Annotated in this window: 16 protein-coding genes and 1 tRNA gene; 7 read left to right on the top strand and 10 right to left on the bottom strand. The window is 65.0% G+C overall.

Going from position 1 to position 15,260, the window contains the following annotated elements; genetic code table 11:
* Window positions 1–21: 21 nt before the first annotated feature.
* The 3 genes from argJ (at window position 22) to mutT (ending at window position 2,665) form a co-directional block, all read left to right on the top strand.
* Window positions 22–1,248 carry a bifunctional glutamate N-acetyltransferase/amino-acid acetyltransferase ArgJ gene (gene argJ, locus AC3FJ6_RS20970; protein ID WP_488773570.1) on the top strand — a complete coding sequence of 409 codons (1,227 nt, stop codon included), beginning with the start codon at window positions 22–24 and terminating at the stop codon, window positions 1,246–1,248.
* A gap of 76 nt (window positions 1,249–1,324) precedes the next feature.
* Entirely contained in the window at window positions 1,325–2,215 is an 891-nt protein-coding gene (locus AC3FJ6_RS20965) for an ATP-binding protein (protein ID WP_400392307.1), read from the top strand.
* Between the two features lie 6 nt (window positions 2,216–2,221).
* Window positions 2,222–2,665 (top strand): 8-oxo-dGTP diphosphatase MutT, encoded by a 444-nt coding sequence (gene mutT / locus AC3FJ6_RS20960; protein WP_488773569.1) that lies wholly within the window; start codon window positions 2,222–2,224, stop codon window positions 2,663–2,665.
* Between the two features lie 130 nt (window positions 2,666–2,795).
* On the opposite strand, the gene yacG is transcribed toward mutT, so the two are convergent.
* The 8 genes from yacG to ispB all read right to left on the bottom strand — a co-directional run bounded on the left by yacG (window position 2,796) and on the right by ispB (window position 10,220).
* Window positions 2,796–2,987 carry a DNA gyrase inhibitor YacG gene (gene yacG, locus AC3FJ6_RS20955; RefSeq protein ID WP_488773568.1) on the bottom strand — a complete coding sequence of 64 codons (192 nt, stop codon included), beginning with the start codon at window positions 2,985–2,987 and terminating at the stop codon, window positions 2,796–2,798.
* Between the two features lie 8 nt (window positions 2,988–2,995).
* The gene (gene zapD / locus AC3FJ6_RS20950) at window positions 2,996–3,754 is read right to left on the bottom strand and encodes a cell division protein ZapD (protein ID WP_092601271.1); all 759 of its coding nucleotides are present in this window, start codon (window positions 3,752–3,754) and stop codon (window positions 2,996–2,998) included.
* A 258-nt stretch (window positions 3,755–4,012) separates the two neighbouring features.
* Entirely contained in the window at window positions 4,013–4,636 is a 624-nt protein-coding gene (gene coaE / locus AC3FJ6_RS20945) for a dephospho-CoA kinase (protein WP_488773600.1), read from the bottom strand.
* An 88-nt stretch (window positions 4,637–4,724) separates the two neighbouring features.
* Complete coding sequence (locus AC3FJ6_RS20940) at window positions 4,725–5,618, bottom strand: prepilin peptidase (RefSeq protein ID WP_488773567.1); 894 nt, start codon at window positions 5,616–5,618, stop codon at window positions 4,725–4,727.
* 15 nt (window positions 5,619–5,633) lie between these two features.
* The gene (locus tag AC3FJ6_RS20935; RefSeq protein WP_153947206.1) at window positions 5,634–6,899 is read right to left on the bottom strand and encodes a type II secretion system F family protein; all 1,266 of its coding nucleotides are present in this window, start codon (window positions 6,897–6,899) and stop codon (window positions 5,634–5,636) included.
* Between the two features lie 137 nt (window positions 6,900–7,036).
* Entirely contained in the window at window positions 7,037–8,758 is a 1,722-nt protein-coding gene (gene pilB / locus AC3FJ6_RS20930; protein WP_488773566.1) for a type IV-A pilus assembly ATPase PilB, read from the bottom strand.
* Between the two features lie 349 nt (window positions 8,759–9,107).
* Window positions 9,108–9,184: transfer RNA gene (locus tag AC3FJ6_RS20925), tRNA-Pro, on the bottom strand.
* Window positions 9,185–9,290: 106 nt separating this feature from the next.
* A complete protein-coding gene (gene ispB / locus AC3FJ6_RS20920) occupies window positions 9,291–10,220 on the bottom strand; it encodes an octaprenyl diphosphate synthase (protein ID WP_153947425.1) in 930 nt (309 codons plus the stop codon).
* A 507-nt stretch (window positions 10,221–10,727) separates the two neighbouring features.
* Between ispB and rplU the strand changes: the two genes are divergently transcribed.
* From rplU to proB, 4 genes are all read left to right on the top strand, one after another.
* Window positions 10,728–11,039, top strand: a complete 312-nt coding sequence (gene rplU / locus AC3FJ6_RS20915; RefSeq protein WP_008647259.1) for a 50S ribosomal protein L21 — start codon at window positions 10,728–10,730, stop codon at window positions 11,037–11,039.
* Window positions 11,040–11,090: 51 nt separating this feature from the next.
* The gene (rpmA, locus tag AC3FJ6_RS20910; RefSeq protein ID WP_066732378.1) at window positions 11,091–11,351 is read left to right on the top strand and encodes a 50S ribosomal protein L27; all 261 of its coding nucleotides are present in this window, start codon (window positions 11,091–11,093) and stop codon (window positions 11,349–11,351) included.
* Between the two features lie 202 nt (window positions 11,352–11,553).
* Window positions 11,554–12,651, top strand: a complete 1,098-nt coding sequence (obgE, locus tag AC3FJ6_RS20905) for a GTPase ObgE (protein WP_488773565.1) — start codon at window positions 11,554–11,556, stop codon at window positions 12,649–12,651.
* A 50-nt stretch (window positions 12,652–12,701) separates the two neighbouring features.
* Entirely contained in the window at window positions 12,702–13,820 is a 1,119-nt protein-coding gene (proB, locus tag AC3FJ6_RS20900; protein WP_488773564.1) for a glutamate 5-kinase, read from the top strand.
* A 102-nt stretch (window positions 13,821–13,922) separates the two neighbouring features.
* Here the strand turns inward: proB and AC3FJ6_RS20895 are convergent, their stop codons facing one another.
* Both AC3FJ6_RS20895 and AC3FJ6_RS20890 read right to left on the bottom strand, forming a co-directional pair.
* Complete coding sequence (locus AC3FJ6_RS20895; RefSeq protein WP_400392328.1) at window positions 13,923–14,501, bottom strand: CNP1-like family protein; 579 nt, start codon at window positions 14,499–14,501, stop codon at window positions 13,923–13,925.
* Entirely contained in the window at window positions 14,498–15,208 is a 711-nt protein-coding gene (locus tag AC3FJ6_RS20890; protein ID WP_487523489.1) for an RNA pyrophosphohydrolase, read from the bottom strand. Before AC3FJ6_RS20890 ends, AC3FJ6_RS20895 begins: the two co-directional genes overlap by 4 nt.
* Window positions 15,209–15,260: the final 52 nt, after the last annotated feature.

The following is a 15,260-nucleotide window of genomic DNA, read 5'->3' as shown; positions in this document are numbered from 1 at the left end:
TTTGCAGCAAAGGAAACGAACATGCCCGTGAACTTGCCCCTGCCGCAGGCAGACAACCTGAAATCCGTCGCTGGCGTCGAACTCGGCTGGGCCGAGGGCGGTATCCGCAAGGCCAATCGCAAGGACGTGCTGGTGGTCAAGGTGGCCGAAGGCAGCACGGTGGCGGGCGTCTTTACCCAGAACCGCTTCTGCGCCGCGCCGGTGCAGGTCTGCCGCGAGCATCTGGCAGCGGGCGCCGGCATCCGCGCGCTGGTGGTCAACACGGGCAATGCCAACGCCGGCACCGGCGAACCGGGCCTGGCCGCCGCGCGCGCCACCTGCGACGCGCTGGCCAGGCAGCTGGGCATCGCCGCCAACCAGGTGCTGCCGTTCTCGACCGGCGTGATTCTGGAGCAGCTGCCCGTGGATCGCCTGACCGCCGCACTGCCCACGGCCATCGCCAACGCGCGCGCCGACAACTGGCTGGCCGCTGCCGAATCGATCATGACCACCGACACGCAGCCCAAGGCCGCGTCGCGCACGGTGCAGATCGACGGCAAGACCGTGACCCTGTCGGGCATCAGCAAGGGTGCCGGCATGATTCGTCCCAACATGGCGACGATGCTTGGCTTTATTGCGATGGACGCCGCGGTGGCCCAGCCGGTGCTGCAGAAGCTGGTGTCGCATGCGGCCGATCACTCGTTCAACAGCATCACGATCGATGGCGATACGTCGACCAATGACTCGTTCGTGCTGATTGCCTCGGGCAAGTCGGGCGCCAGCGTGACCGCCGCCGAAGGCCCGGCGTTTGACGCGCTGCGCGACGCGGTGACGTCGCTGGCCCAGGAACTGGCCCAGATGATCGTGCGCGATGGCGAAGGCGCCACCAAGCTGATGACGATTCGCGTGGAAGGCGGCAAGGATGTGGCCGAATGCCGCCAGATCGCCTATGCCGTGGCCCATTCGCCGCTGGTCAAGACCGCTTTCTATGCGTCGGACCCCAATCTGGGCCGTATCCTGGCCGCCGTCGGCTATGCCGGCGTGAACGATCTCGATGTGAACCGCGTCAACCTGTGGCTCGACGACGTCTGGGTGGCACGCGATGGCGGCCGCAACCCCGACTATCGCGAGGAAGACGGCCAGCGCGTGATGAAGCAGGCCGAGATCACGGTGCGTATCGCGCTGGGCCGTGGCAATGCCGACGCCACGGTGTGGACGTGCGACCTGTCGCACGACTACGTGTCGATCAACGCCGATTACCGTTCGTAAGTCGTAGAACCTTCAAATTCTCGACTTTCGCCCGTCGCCTTTCGTATTCCGTCATTCGTCTGAGAAGAAGCGCCCCATGTCCGACCTTGCTGCCCGCCTCGACAACTTCCTCGCCCGCCTTGAACAATGGCTGCCGCCCGAACTGACCGAGGCGGACTGGAAGGAGGCGGTGGCATTCCGCTGGCGCAAGCGGCAGAGCCTGTTCGGCAACATCGGCTATCTGCAGGCTATCCGCCAGCTGCCGCCGATCCACCTGAACGACCTGAAGAACATCGATCGCCAGAAGGACGCGATCGTGGCCAACTCGCGCCAGTTCGTGAAGGGACTGCCGGCCAACAACGTGCTGCTGACCGGCGCGCGCGGCACAGGCAAGTCGTCGCTGATCAAGGCCATCCTGAACGAATTCGTGAAGGATGGGCTGCGGCTGGTGGAAGTAGACAAGGACGACCTGGGCGACCTGGGCGACATCGTCGAAAGGCTGGCTTCGCGGCCGGAACGCTTCGTGATTTTCTGCGACGACCTGTCGTTCGAAGACGGCGAGTCGGGCTACAAGTCGCTGAAGTCGGCGCTCGACGGTTCGGTGGCCGCGCAGTCGGACAATGTGCTGATCTATGCCACGTCGAACCGCCGCCATCTGCTGCCCGAGTACATGAAGGACAACGAGACGTACCAGCACACGTCCGATGGCGAGATCCATCCGGGCGAGGTGGTGGAAGAGAAGATCTCGCTGTCCGAGCGTTTCGGCCTGTGGCTGTCGTTCTACCCGCCGAAGCAGGACGAGTACCTGGCGATTGTCGGGCACTGGCTGTCGCACTTCGGCTGCACGCCGGCCGATATCGAGGCGGCGCGCGGCGACGCGCTGATCTGGGCACTGGAGCGCGGCTCGCGTTCGGGCCGGGTGGCCTGGCAATTTGCGCGCGACTGGGGCGGCAAGCATGGCCAGCCGTTCGTGGCGGACAAGGAATAACCGGGCATGACGGCGCAGGTGGAAACCGTGACGACGGCCGACGGCCAGACGCGCAAGGTCACGGAGGTGGCCGTGGGCGTGATGATCCAGCCCGATGGCCGCTTCCTGCTGGCACAGCGCCCGGCGGGCAAGCCGTACGAGGGCTACTGGGAATTTCCGGGCGGCAAGCTGGAACCGGGCGAAACGGTGGAAGACGCGCTGGCGCGCGAACTGCACGAGGAACTGGGGCTCGACATCCTGCGCAGCGAACGCTGGCACACGCTCGAACATGATTACCCGCACGCCTATGTGCGGCTGTATTTCTGCAAGATCACCGACTGGCGCGGCGAGCCGGTTGGCAGGGAGGGCCAGGCTTTTTCCTGGCAGGCGGTACCCGTGGACGTGGGGCCGCTGCTACCGGCGACCATCCCGGTCGTCGAATGGCTGGCGGAGGAATCCCGCACCAGCTGAACGCAGGCAAGGCATGCCCGGCTACAAGCCGGGCATTTCCGTTGGCGACGGCGAGAGAGTGCGGAAGCGCGCTATCTGCGATCCCCTCTGCCGCCATGCAGGCGAGGGGAGCCAGCCCTGCGACGCGTCGTCAGTCTTCCTCGTCCGCCGGCAGGTCTGGCGATGGTGATTCGTCCGGCTTGCCGCCGATGACGTACTTCTCGGCCGCCCAGGCGCCAAGGTCGATCTGCTTGCAGCGATCGGAGCAGAACGGGCGGAACTTGTTTTCCGGCACCCAGGCGACATCCTTGCCGCAGGTGGGACACTTGACGACGGCTGGCATCGCGAACTTCAGAAATTACAGAGTTTGAGCAGGAAGGGGATATCCGCGTCCACCGAGCGCGGCCGCATGTCGCCGTCCTGCTGGGTAAAGCGGACCCAGAGCATGTACTTGTTGGCGCTCATCTCGGGGATGAAGGCCAGCAGCGATTCGTCCAGGTACACCTGCATCAGCTGGTAGCTGCGGCCGGACAGCATCTGCTGATAGCTGCCGCCCGTGGCGATGACCTTGCCGCTCTGGCCGGACTCACGCAGCAGGCGCAGCACGATGGTCGCGCCCATGCGCAGCGAGGTCAGCGGCCGGGCCCACTTGAGGATATCGGCCTGGCGGTCTTCGGCGGGACGGTGTTGCCAGGCGTAGTAGGCCGGCAGGTCGAATTCGCAGGTGCCGCCCGGGATGATCGCCCGGCTGCGGATGCTGGTGAGCCACTCGTTGTCGGTCAGCAGCTGGCCGGCCTTGCCAACGGTCTGGCTCAGTGCTGCAATGCCTTGTTCGACTTCGGTAATGACGCTGACCAGTGCATCCTGGTCGATCTGCGGATTGGCACGCAGCGGCGCCAGGGCCTGGCGCTGACGCTCCAGTTCCTTGATCAGGTCGGTCTTGAGATCGGCACGGCCGGCCACGTCGATGATCTCGAAGATCGTGGTGATGGCAACGTGGTGCTGCAGCGGATGTTCCTGCCCGAGGAAATAATCCAGCCGATCGAACAGGTCTTCCAGGCGCAGGAGCGTCCTGATGCGTTCGTTGAAAGGATATTCGTACAGGATCAAGTCGGTATCCGTGCTGCGCGCCGAATGGCGGTTCGTAGGCGAGGGCGCCCGGCGGTGCTGCCGCCGGTTTCTCCGCGCACGCTGGTGGTCCAGCCGTGGCGCAGAGGCCGGGAGCCGTCACTCGGTGCTTTTTCCCCGGCATGTTTCAGCGCATTCTATGCGAGTCGGAGCCCAACCACAAATCGAAAGTTCCCCGGGCGGCGCAGACCGAACGCCCAGGTGCCGCGCGAAACCCAACCGGGTGATCCTTGGGTCGTCTTATGCGCCGGCCGGCCGCGCCGACAGACTGCGATACAGCGCATCGAGCCGCGCCACTTGCGGCGCGAGTGCGTCGGGCGGGCCATCGTTATCGATCACGTCGTCGGCCACGGCCAGGCGTGCCGCCCGGGTGGCCTGCTTGTGCATGATGGCCAGCACCTGGTCACGCGTGAACCCGTTGCGGCCCATGACCCGCGCCACCTGCGTTTCCTCCTGGCAGTCGACCACCAGCACGCGCCCGACGCGCGCCCGCCACGTGCCCGATTCCACGAGCAGCGGCACCACGTAGATCAGATACGGATGCTGGCCGGCAGACCGGATGGCGGCCGCGCGCGCTTCGGTCAGCTGGCGGATCACAGGGTGGGTGATGCCTTCGAGCCGGGCCTTGGCCGTGGGGTCGGAAAACACCAGCGCGCGCATGGCGTCGCGGTCCATGGCGCCGTCGGACCGCAGGCAGCGCGGCCCGAAGGCTTCCACCAGCGGTGCGATGGCCGCGCCGCCGGGCGCGGTGATCTCGTGGGCAAGCAGATCGGTATCGATCAACGCGGCACCGCGCTCGGCAAACATGTCCGCGACGCGGGTCTTGCCGGAGCCGATACCGCCCGTAAGGCCGATTTCCAGCATGGGGGCAGGCAGGGGAGTCATTGGCGAATGGTGCCCACGATACCAGTTTCGCACTCCCCTGATTGCGATGCGGGCCGGTCTGGCGTCGCTAGTGGCCCGCGATCAGCCCCAGCGGCAGCACGTCCGGGCCCAGGAACAGCACGATCAGGCCGGCCCCGGCAATGTACGGGCCGTACGGAAACGCCGTGTCGCGGCCCTTGCGCTGGACCACCAGCATCAGCCCGCCGATGATCGCGCCGACAATCGACGACATCAGAATCAGCGCAGGCAGTGCCTGCCAGCCAAACCATGCGCCCAGCGCGCCCATGAGCTTGAAGTCGCCATGGCCCATGCCGGCCTGGCCGCGTACCAGCGTGAACAGCAGGTTGACCGTCCACAGCACCAGATACCCGGCGGCGGCCCCGATCACGGCATCGGCCAGCGGCGCAAACCATCCTTGCAGGTTCAGCAGCAGCCCCAGCCAGAGCAGCGGCAGCGTGATCTGGTCAGGCAGCAGCTGGGTATCGGCATCGATCAGGAACAGTGCCACCAGGGCCCAGATCATGACGATGGCGGCCAGGGCCTGGGCGGTCGGGCCGAAATGCCACATTGCCAGTGCGGACAGGACCCCGCTTACCGCTTCCACCAGCGGGTAGCGGATGCTGATCGGCGCCTTGCACGACGAGCACCTGCCCCGCAGGAACAGGTAACTGACGATTGGCACGTTTTCCCACGCCGCGATCTGGTGCCCACAGTGCGGGCAGGCCGAGCGCGGCACCATGAGGTTGTAACGCCCGGGATGCGGCAGGGGCTCGCCGCGCAGTTCGGCAATGTAGTTGGCCTCTTCGTGATCCATCATCCTTGGCAGGCGATGGATCACGACATTGAGAAAACTGCCCACGAGCAGGCCCAGCAGACCGGCCACGACGATCAGGAAAGGCGCCGGCACCCGCGCCAGGGCATCCAGCGTGACGGCCCCGGCCGGTCCAAAAACTGCTTGCATGCGAGATACCTGTTGTTAAACCACCTGGCCAAGCTTGAAGATCGGCAGGTACATGGCAACCACCATGCCACCGATCAGCACACCCAGGATCACGATGATCAGCGGCTCGATCAGGCTCGAAATGGCAGCCACGGCGTCGTCCACCTCACGCTCGTAGAATTCCGCCACCTTCAGCAGCATGTTGTCCAGCGCACCCGATTCCTCGCCGATCTGCGTCATCTGCAGCACCATGTTGTCGAACAGGTGCGTGGCCTGCATGGCGTTGGTCAGGCTGGTACCGATGCGCACGGCCTGCTCGATTTCACGCGTGGCATCGTAATACAGCCAGTTCCCGGCCGCACCGCCCACCGATTCCATCGACTCCACCAGCGGCGTGCCGGCCGCGAACATCGTGGCCAGCGTGCGGGTCCAGCGCGCGACCACGGCCTTGCGGAACAGGCTGCCGAAGATCGGCATCTTCAGCAGCATCTTGTCATGCCATCGCTGGACTTTTTCCGATGTCTTGCGGGCGCGGAAGTAGGCGACGATCGACAGGATCGGCGCGCCGACAATCAGATACCAGTATTCGACGAAGAAATCGGACATGCCGATCACGACCTGCGTGGGCGCCGGCAGCGCCGCGCCGAAGCTCGAGAACACGCCCTTGAAGGCCGGGATCACGAACAGCATCAGCACCACGGTCACGGCAAAGGCCACCGACAGCACGGCGATCGGGTAGATCATCGCCGACTTGATCTGGCTCTTCAGCGCGATGCTCTTTTCCATGTACAGCGACAGGCGCTCGAGCAGCGCGTCGAGAATACCGCCCTGTTCCCCGGCATCGATCAGGTTGCAGTACAGCGTGTCGAAGTACTTCGGCTGGCGCCGGAAGGCCTGTGCCATGCTGCTGCCGGACTCGATATCGAAGCGGATGTCGTTCAGCAGCTGGGTGAAGTTCGGGTTGGCGTGGCCGCGCGCGATGATGTCGATCGATTGCAGCAGCGGAATGCCCGCCTTGAGCATGGTCGACAGCTGGCGCGTGAAGTATGCGATGTCCTTCTCGGTGATCTTCTTGCCGCGCGCCGCCTTGCGCTTCTTCATCTTGACGACGGTCAGGCCCTGCTTGCGCAGGGTGGTGGTGACCTCCGCCTGGCTCTCGGCCCGTTGCTCGCCCTTGAAGGACTTGCCCTTGCGGTCCTTGGCCTCCCACTCGAAGATGTATTGCGTGGGCGCCTTCCGCCCTGTCCTGGCCCGTGACGGCGCTGCCGTCCGGGCGCCCGCCGCTGGTGCACGCGTCGCCATGATTTGACCCCCGAAGTATTGCTATTGCTATTGTTTTTGGACCTCCGCAACCCGATGCGGATGCCCGTAAGCGCGGCCGGCTCTGCCTTTCGTACTGTCCCCGGCCGCGCGCCTGGTCAGTACCGCCTTGTCCGTGACTAGCTGTTCGTGGTCGCCAGCACTTCTTCCAGCGACGTGATGCCCTGTTTCACCTTCTGCAGCCCGGCCTCGCGCAACGATAGCACGCCCTCTTTACGGGCCTGTTCGGCGATCTGCAACGCCGTGCCGTGCGACAGGATGATCTGCTGGATGGCCTCGGTGATGGGCATGACCTGGTAGATGCCGCAGCGCCCCTTGTAGCCGCTGCCGTTGCAGCGTTCGCAGCCCACCGGGTGGTACGGCTTCCAGCTGCCGTCGATATCGGCTTGCGTGAAGCCGGCATCGAGCAGCACCTGCGGCGCCAGGTCGCCCGCGCGCTTGCACGAGCACAGGCGGCGCGCCAGGCGCTGCGCGGTGATCATCAGCACCGACGACGCGATGTTGAACGGGGCCACCCCCATGTTCATCAGGCGCGTCAGCGTGGTGGGCGCGTCGTTGGTGTGCAGCGTCGACAGCACCAGGTGGCCGGTCTGCGCAGCCTTGATCGAGATATCGGCGGTTTCCAGGTCGCGGATTTCGCCGACCATGATGATGTCCGGGTCCTGCCGCAGGAACGACTTGAGCGCGGCCGCGAAGGTCAGGCCGGCCTTGTCGTTGACGTTAACCTGGTTGACGCCGGGCAGCTGGATTTCCGCCGGGTCCTCCGCCGTGGAAATATTGATGTCGCCCTGGTTCAGCATGTTCAGGAACGTGTAGAGCGACACGGTCTTGCCGCTGCCGGTCGGGCCGGTGACCAGCACCATCCCGTACGGGCGCTTGATGACGTCGAGCAGCAGTTCCTTCTGCGCCGGCTCGTAGCCAAGCTGGTCGATGTCGAGCTTGTCGGTGGACGAATCGAGAATCCGCATCACGATCTTCTCGCCGAACAGCGTCGGCAGGGTCGATACCCGGAAGTCGATCGCCTTCTCGATGGTTTCCTTGCTGTCCTTGTCCTTGGGCACGGAGATCAGCAGCTTCATCCGACCGTCCTGCGGCACGCGCTTTTCGGAAATGTCCAGCCGCGACAGCACCTTGATGCGGGTGGCGATCTTGTCGCGGATGTCCAGCGGCGGGCGCGCAACTTCCTGCAGCACGCCGTCCACGCGGAAGCGGATGCGGTAGAAGAACTCGAACGGCTCGAAATGCAGGTCCGATGCGCCGCGATTGAACGCTTCGTTCAGCAGTTTCTGCAGGAAGCGCACCACCGGGGCGTCGTCGATGTCGTTGCCCGGCCCCTTGCGCGCGGCAGCCGCGGCCGACGGGTCGTACTCGATCATCTTCTGCGCGGTCGGCGTCACCGGCGAGATGTTCTTGAGCGTGCCGAGCGTTTCACCGGCTGCCTGCACATGCTTCATGAGCTTGTCGTGCTCGACCACGACCGTTTCGACCGTCAGGTTCATCTTCTGACGGATGGCCTCCACGCCGGCCTGGTTGGCCGGGTCGGACGTCGCCACGATCAGCCGGTTCTCGCGCCGGCCCAGCGGCAGCAGGCGGTGGGCGTGGAATTCGCGGTTGCCGGCCAGCACCGACGGCACGCGGTCCAGGCTGTATTGCGACAGGTCCAGCAGCGGCAGCCGGTATTTGTCGGCGGCGAAGATCGCCACGTCGTGGGCGGACATCGTGCCGCTGCCGATGATCTCGTCGATCAGCTGCGTTTTCTTTTCCCGTGCCGATTGCTCCAGCTGGGCGAGCAGCGCCGGAGCGATCCGCCGGCTCTGGGCAAGCGCAAGACCTAGTGTCATGGTCGAAAGTCGATGCAAGGTGCGCAGGCTGCCGAAGGCTGGGCGGAAAACGGCGGACGGCGCGGTTGACAGCGTCGGGACGGCGGGCGCGGGTCCCAGGATCGGGGCAGTTTGCCGCCGGGGTCACTTTTTGTAAAGCTGGCGCGCGGGCGCGTTGGCGTTTGCGCGACACGGCTGCAACCCTACTTGCGCGGGGGGCGGAAAGAGGGGTGGCGCGGTCCGGCGGAAAGGAGGGGGAAAAGCAGGGGAGGGGCGGGGGACAAAAACAAAAAAGCCGCACATCGCTGTGCGGCTTTCTGCTGATACCTGTGATGTCCGGCAATGCCCTGCATCACCTTGCATCGAAATCTGGTCGGGGTGAGAGGATTCGAACCTCCGGCCTCTACGTCCCGAACGTAGCGCTCTACCAGGCTAAGCTACACCCCGATTTCTGTTGCCCGCTGACAGTGTGTCGTCAGCAGCAAAGAACAAAATTCTAGCGGCGTTTCCCGGAGTTGGCAAGCACCATCTCAAGAAAAAGTATCGTCCGCCGTCAGCTCTGCCGCTGCAGCGAGAACGCGCACAGCTCGATCAGCGTGTTCTTGAGCGGCGAGTCCGGAAACTGCATGGCGGCCCGCTCGGCGGCTTCGGCCTCGTGGCGCGCGGCCGCGAACGTGACTTCAAGCGCGCCGCTGGCGTGGATGGCCGAGAAGACGGCGTCGAAGTGTTCGGTGCCGCCTTGCACGATGGCGTCGCGGGCCAGTTCGCGCTGCTCGGCCGTGCCATGCTCCAGCAGGTGCAGCAGCGGCAGCGTGGGCTTGCCTTCACGCAGGTCGTCGCCGGCGTTCTTGCCCATCTGCTCGGCGCTGGCCGTGTAGTCGAGCATGTCGTCGATCAGCTGGAATGCCGTGCCGATACGCCGGCCGTACTCGGCGGCCGCTTCTTCCATGGCGGCGTCCGCGCCGGCCAGTACCGCGCCCAGTTGCGCCGAAGCCTCGAACAGCTTGGCCGTCTTGTACCGGATCACCTGCAGGTAGCGTTCCACGGTGACATCGGGGTCGTGCATGTTCAGCAGCTGCAGCACCTCGCCCTCGGCGATCACATTGGTGGCGTTGGAGAGAATCTCCATGATGCGCATGCTGCCGGCGTCGACCATCATCTGGAACGCGCGCGAGTAGAGGAAATCGCCGACCAGCACGCTGGCGGCATTGCCGAACACGGCGTTGGCGGTCTGGCGGCCCCGGCGCAGTTCGGATTCGTCCACCACGTCGTCATGCAGCAGCGTGGCGGTATGGATGAACTCCACCACCGCGGCCAGTTCGTGATGGCGATGGCCCTCGTAGCCGAACGCGCGCGCCGACAGCAGCAGGATGACCGGGCGCAGGCGCTTGCCGCCCGCGCTGATGATGTATTCGCCAATCTGTTCGACGAGCGGGACTTCCGACGACAGGCGTCGGCGGATCACGGCGTCAACGGCGCGCATGTCGGCAGCGACCGGGGCAAGCAAGGCAGTGGCGGAAGACTGGGACAAGATGGGATCACCGTTTCGCAAAACCGGAGGATTATATGCGATGCCGATGTGACTATGGCTGTCGCTGGCGCGGGATGGAAGGGAATGTCAGGCGCGGCGGCGCAAGGGTGTCTGCGGCGGCGCTGGCGCCCCTATAATGCCGCCATGGACAAGCCCCATGCATCCCGCCGGCATGTCCGCCGCACCGCCTGGTGGGTGGCGTTCGCTGCCCTGGCCGGGTTTCTGCTGGCCGACCTGACCTGATCCTGCGCGCAACGCCGGAAGTGCGCCGCCCGCCTCAACCGGCGTCCGGCCGGCTATCCCGTTGTTTTCTTTGCGCTTTTCCGTAAACCGGATTATAATTTGCGGTTCCTTCGGTCGCGTTTCATGCGCGCACCGTCTGCGGCGCACGAAACGGCGCCGGCTCCGGGCCTCCCGGGGCAGCATTCATCGTTTCAATCAACATCGAGAGGTTCGACAATGTACGCGGTCGTAAAAACCGGCGGCAAGCAATACAAGGTTGCTGCTGGCGAAAAACTGAAAGTAGAACAGATACCGGCTGACATTGGCGCAGAAATCACGCTGGACCAGGTGCTCGCAGTGGGCGCTGGCGACCAAATCAAGTTTGGTACGCCGCTGGTGAGCGGGGCTTCCGTCAAGGCTACCGTTATCGCCCAAGGTCGTCACGACAAGGTGAAGATCTTCAAGATGCGCCGTCGCAAGCACTACCAGAAGCGTCAGGGCCATCGTCAGAATTACACCGAACTGCGCATCGAAGCCATCGTTGCCTGAGCCACGGCTCGGAAACAGGTTTCCTCGCAATAGGTCAACAGGAGTTAAGACATGGCACAGAAAAAAGGCGGCGGCTCTACGCGGAACGGACGTGATTCGGAATCGAAGCGTCTGGGCGTGAAGGTGTACGGTGGTCAGGCGATCAACGCCGGCGGCATCATCGTTCGTCAACGTGGCACGCGCGTGCACGCTGGCGACAACGTGGGTGTCGGCAAGGACCACACGCTGTTTGCACTGGTCGACGGCCACGTGCAGTTCGCAGTCAAGGGCGCTGCCAAGAAGCAGCAAGTCAGCGTCGTTCCGGCGGCCTGATAACAGCCTTTGCAGCACGAAAGGCCCCGCAAGCATGCGGGGCTTTTTTATTTTCGACGCGCCGGCAAAACGTTTCTGGCGTCGTTGCGCGGCCTTGCCGTAACATTTGTATTATCTGCGGCCACGCGCCCTGGCCCGAACCGCTTCGCTCCGTTTGCTGGCGTTTCGCGGGTGCAAGCCGGATCCTCATCGGAAAACCAACATGAAGTTCATTGACGAAGCCCGTATCGAAGCGATCGCCGGCAATGGCGGCAACGGAAGTGCTTCGTTCCGGCGCGAGAAATTTGTGCCCTTCGGTGGCCCCGATGGCGGCGACGGCGGCCGTGGCGGCAGCGTGTTCGCGCAGGCCGACCGCAATATCAATACGCTGATCGACTTCCGCTATGCCAAGAAGCACGTGGCCCGCAACGGCGAGAACGGCCGCGGCTCCGACTGCTATGGCGCCGCCGGCGAAGACGTCACGCTGCGCATGCCGGTGGGAACGCTGATCACCGACATGGATACCGGCGAGGTCATCGCCGACCTGACCGAGCACGGCCAGCGCGTCTGCCTGGCCGAAGGCGGCATGGGCGGCTGGGGCAACCTGCACTTCAAGTCGAGTACCAACCGCGCGCCGCGCCAGCAGGTCGACGGCAAGCCGGGCGAGCGCCGCATGCTCAAGCTGGAACTGAAGGTGCTGGCCGACGTGGGCCTGCTGGGCATGCCCAATGCGGGCAAGTCCACCTTCATCTCGCATGTGTCGAACGCCCGCCCGAAGGTGGCGGACTACCCGTTCACGACGCTGCATCCGAACCTGGGCGTGGTCCGCGTGGACCATGAGCAGTCGTTCGTGGTGGCCGATATCCCCGGCCTGATCGAAGGCGCCGCCGAGGGTGCCGGCCTGGGCCACCAGTTCCTGCGCCACCTGCAGCGCACCGGGCTGCTGCTGCATATCGTCGATATCGCGCCGTTCGACGAGAATGTCGATCCCGTTGCCGAGGCCAGGGCCATCGTCAACGAACTGAAGAAGTACGACGAGACCCTGTACAACAAGCCGCGCTGGCTGGTGCTGAACAAGCTCGACGTGGTGCCCGAGGAAGAGCGCGCCACACGGGTGAAGGACTTCATCAAGCGTTACAAGTGGAAGGGCCCGGTGTTCCATATCTCGGCGCTGACCGGCGAAGGCTGCCGCGAGCTGGTCTACGCGATCAAGGACCATCTGGCCGCGCTCAAGGCCGAAGAGGCCGCCGCGCTGGCCGAGCCCGACATCCGGCTGGACGACCGCCTGCACAACGTCGACCGGGGCGACCAGCCGGCGTAAGCTGTCACACCTCAACACAACTACCACGGCTCGGAGACAGGGAACTCGTCATGCAATCGGTCATCGCCCAGGCAAAGCGTATCGTCGTCAAAGTGGGGTCGAGCCTGGTCACCAACGACGGCAAGGGGCTGGATCACGACGCCATTGCGCGCTGGGCCGCCCAGATCGCCAAGCTGCGCGGGACGGGCAAGGAAGTGGTGCTGGTCAGTTCCGGGGCCATTGCCGAAGGCATGCAGCGGCTGGGCTGGAGCCGCCGGCCGAAGGAAATCCATGAACTGCAGGCCGCCGCCGCGGTGGGCCAGATGGGACTGGCCCAGGTCTACGAGAGCCAGTTCGGCCGTTATGGCATCCGCACGGCGCAGGTATTGCTGACCCACGCCGACCTGGCCGACCGCGAACGCTATCTCAATGCGCGCTCCACGCTACTGACGCTTCTGAGCCTGGGCGTGGTGCCGATCATCAACGAGAACGACACCGTGGTCACCGACGAAATCAAGTTCGGCGACAACGACACGCTGGGCGCCCTGGTCACGAACCTGATCGAAGGCGATGCGCTGGTGATCCTGACCGACCAGCGTGGCTTGTACACGGCCGACCCGCGCAAGGACCCGGATGCCGAGTTCGTCCACGAGGCGCTGGCCGGCACGCCGGAACTGGAAGCCATGGCGGGCGGCGCGGGCACGTCCATCGGGCGCGGCGGCATGCTGACCAAGATCCTGGCGGCCAAGCGGGCCGCCAAGTCGGGCGCGCACACCACGATTGCGTCGGGCCGCGAGCAGGACGTGCTGGGCCGCCTGGCGGCAGGCGAAGCCATCGGCACGCAGCTGCTGGCGCCCACGGGCCGGCTGACGGCGCGCAAGCAATGGATGGCCGATCACCTGCAGCTGCGCGGCCGCGTGGTCATCGATGCCGGCGCCGTCGAAAAGCTGACGGGCGGCGGCAAGTCGCTGCTGCCGATCGGCGTGACCGAGGTGCAGGGCGAGTTCGCGCGCGGCGAAGTGGTGGCCTGTGTCGACAGCAGCGGCCGCGAGGTGGCGCGCGGCATCACCAACTATTCAAGCGCCGAGGCCAGGCTGATCGCCCGCAAGCCATCGTCGGAAATCGAGTCGGTACTGGGTCATCTGAACGAGCCCGAGCTGATCCATCGCGACAACCTCGTGCTGGTCTGACGCGCGTCCGCCGAAGGCCGGATAGGGCCGGATCGGGCCGGAGCCCATGAAAAAAAGGCGAGTCCCGTCGGGTACTCGCCTTTTTTTGTGCTGAAGGGCCGGTCAGCGGCTGGGCGCGTAGGCCTTCAGGTCGCGGATCATTTGCTCCGGCTTGCCGGCCACCGTGCGGCCTTCGCAGAAGTAGTCAGTGGCCAGCGTGGCCGCATAGGCGTTGCGGGAGCGGGTCTGCATGCGGATCCACAGGTCGCGGTCCTCGCCCAGGTTCGGCACCCAGGCCGTGGCGCCCTTGGGCAGCGTGGCGTAGATGCGGCGCTCGAATGCATCGCAGCGCATGCCTTCATAGCTGACATTGCGGCCGCCGCCGGCGCTGGTGATGACCACCGTATAGCGCACCACGCGGTCCGGGCCGACCGAGATCGACTTCGGATCGACCATGAAGCGGAAGTCCGACGAATCGTTGACCTTGAACGGGATCAGGTCCGCATCCTGGGGCAGGGCCGGCAGCGCCGTCTGGACTTCCTTGAACGGCCGGTCCTCGAACGGGTTGATGAAGCCGCTGTCGGACGCCGGCTGTTCTTCCTCGGGCATGCCCTTGCTGGTGGTCTTGCAGCCGGCAAGCGCCAGGCAGGCTGCCGCCAGCAACAGGCCGGAGCGAAGACTCCGGCCGCTGAAACTAGTCATCCATGACTCCGTTTGTTGGTCGCCGGCTGGTCCGGCGAAAGAGAGGTTTCGGGCACGATGGCCGCCGCGTCCATGGCAGCCGTCTCATCGACGGCATGGGCGGGCTGGCCGTTGCCTGCGGTGGCCGCCTGCAAGGCCGCTGGCGCGGTCTCGGGCTGCCGGGGCGCACGCGCGCCCTCGCCGTGCCGGCCGTGTCCCATATGGTGATGCCCATAGGGGCTCAGCGGCACGCGTCCACGGTTCAGGAACCGCGACAGCTCGGTCAGCGCCAACTGGTAGACATCGCGCTTGAATTCGATCACGGCGTCGAGCGGTACCCAGTACTCGCTCCAGCGCCAGGCATCGAATTCCGGATGGTCGCTCGCGCGCAGGTGGATGTCGCAATCGCGACACACCATGCGCAGCAGAAACCAGATCTGCTTCTGGCCCTTGTAGTGGCCGCGGATCTCGCGGCGAATGAACTTGTCCGGCACCTCATAACGCAGCCAGTCGCGCGTGCGACCGACGATCCTGACGTGCTCCGGAAGCAGCCCGACTTCTTCTTGCAGCTCGCGGAACATGGCCTGTTCCGGCGTCTCGCCGTACTTGATGCCACCTTGCGGAAACTGCCAGGAGTGTTCGCCGATTCGCTTGCCCCAGAAAACCTCGTTACGTGCGTTGATGAGGATGATGCCGACGTTCGGGCGAAAGCCTTCACGATCGAGCATGACTGCACCTCGAATCCTTTAGAATTACGTCGATTATAAGGGATGCGCGCGC

The sequence above is a fragment of the Cupriavidus sp. 94F1 genome (assembly GCF_057798875.1).
Note: the sequence above shows the minus strand (reverse complement) of the source record. Positions and strands in the feature narration are given on the sequence as shown.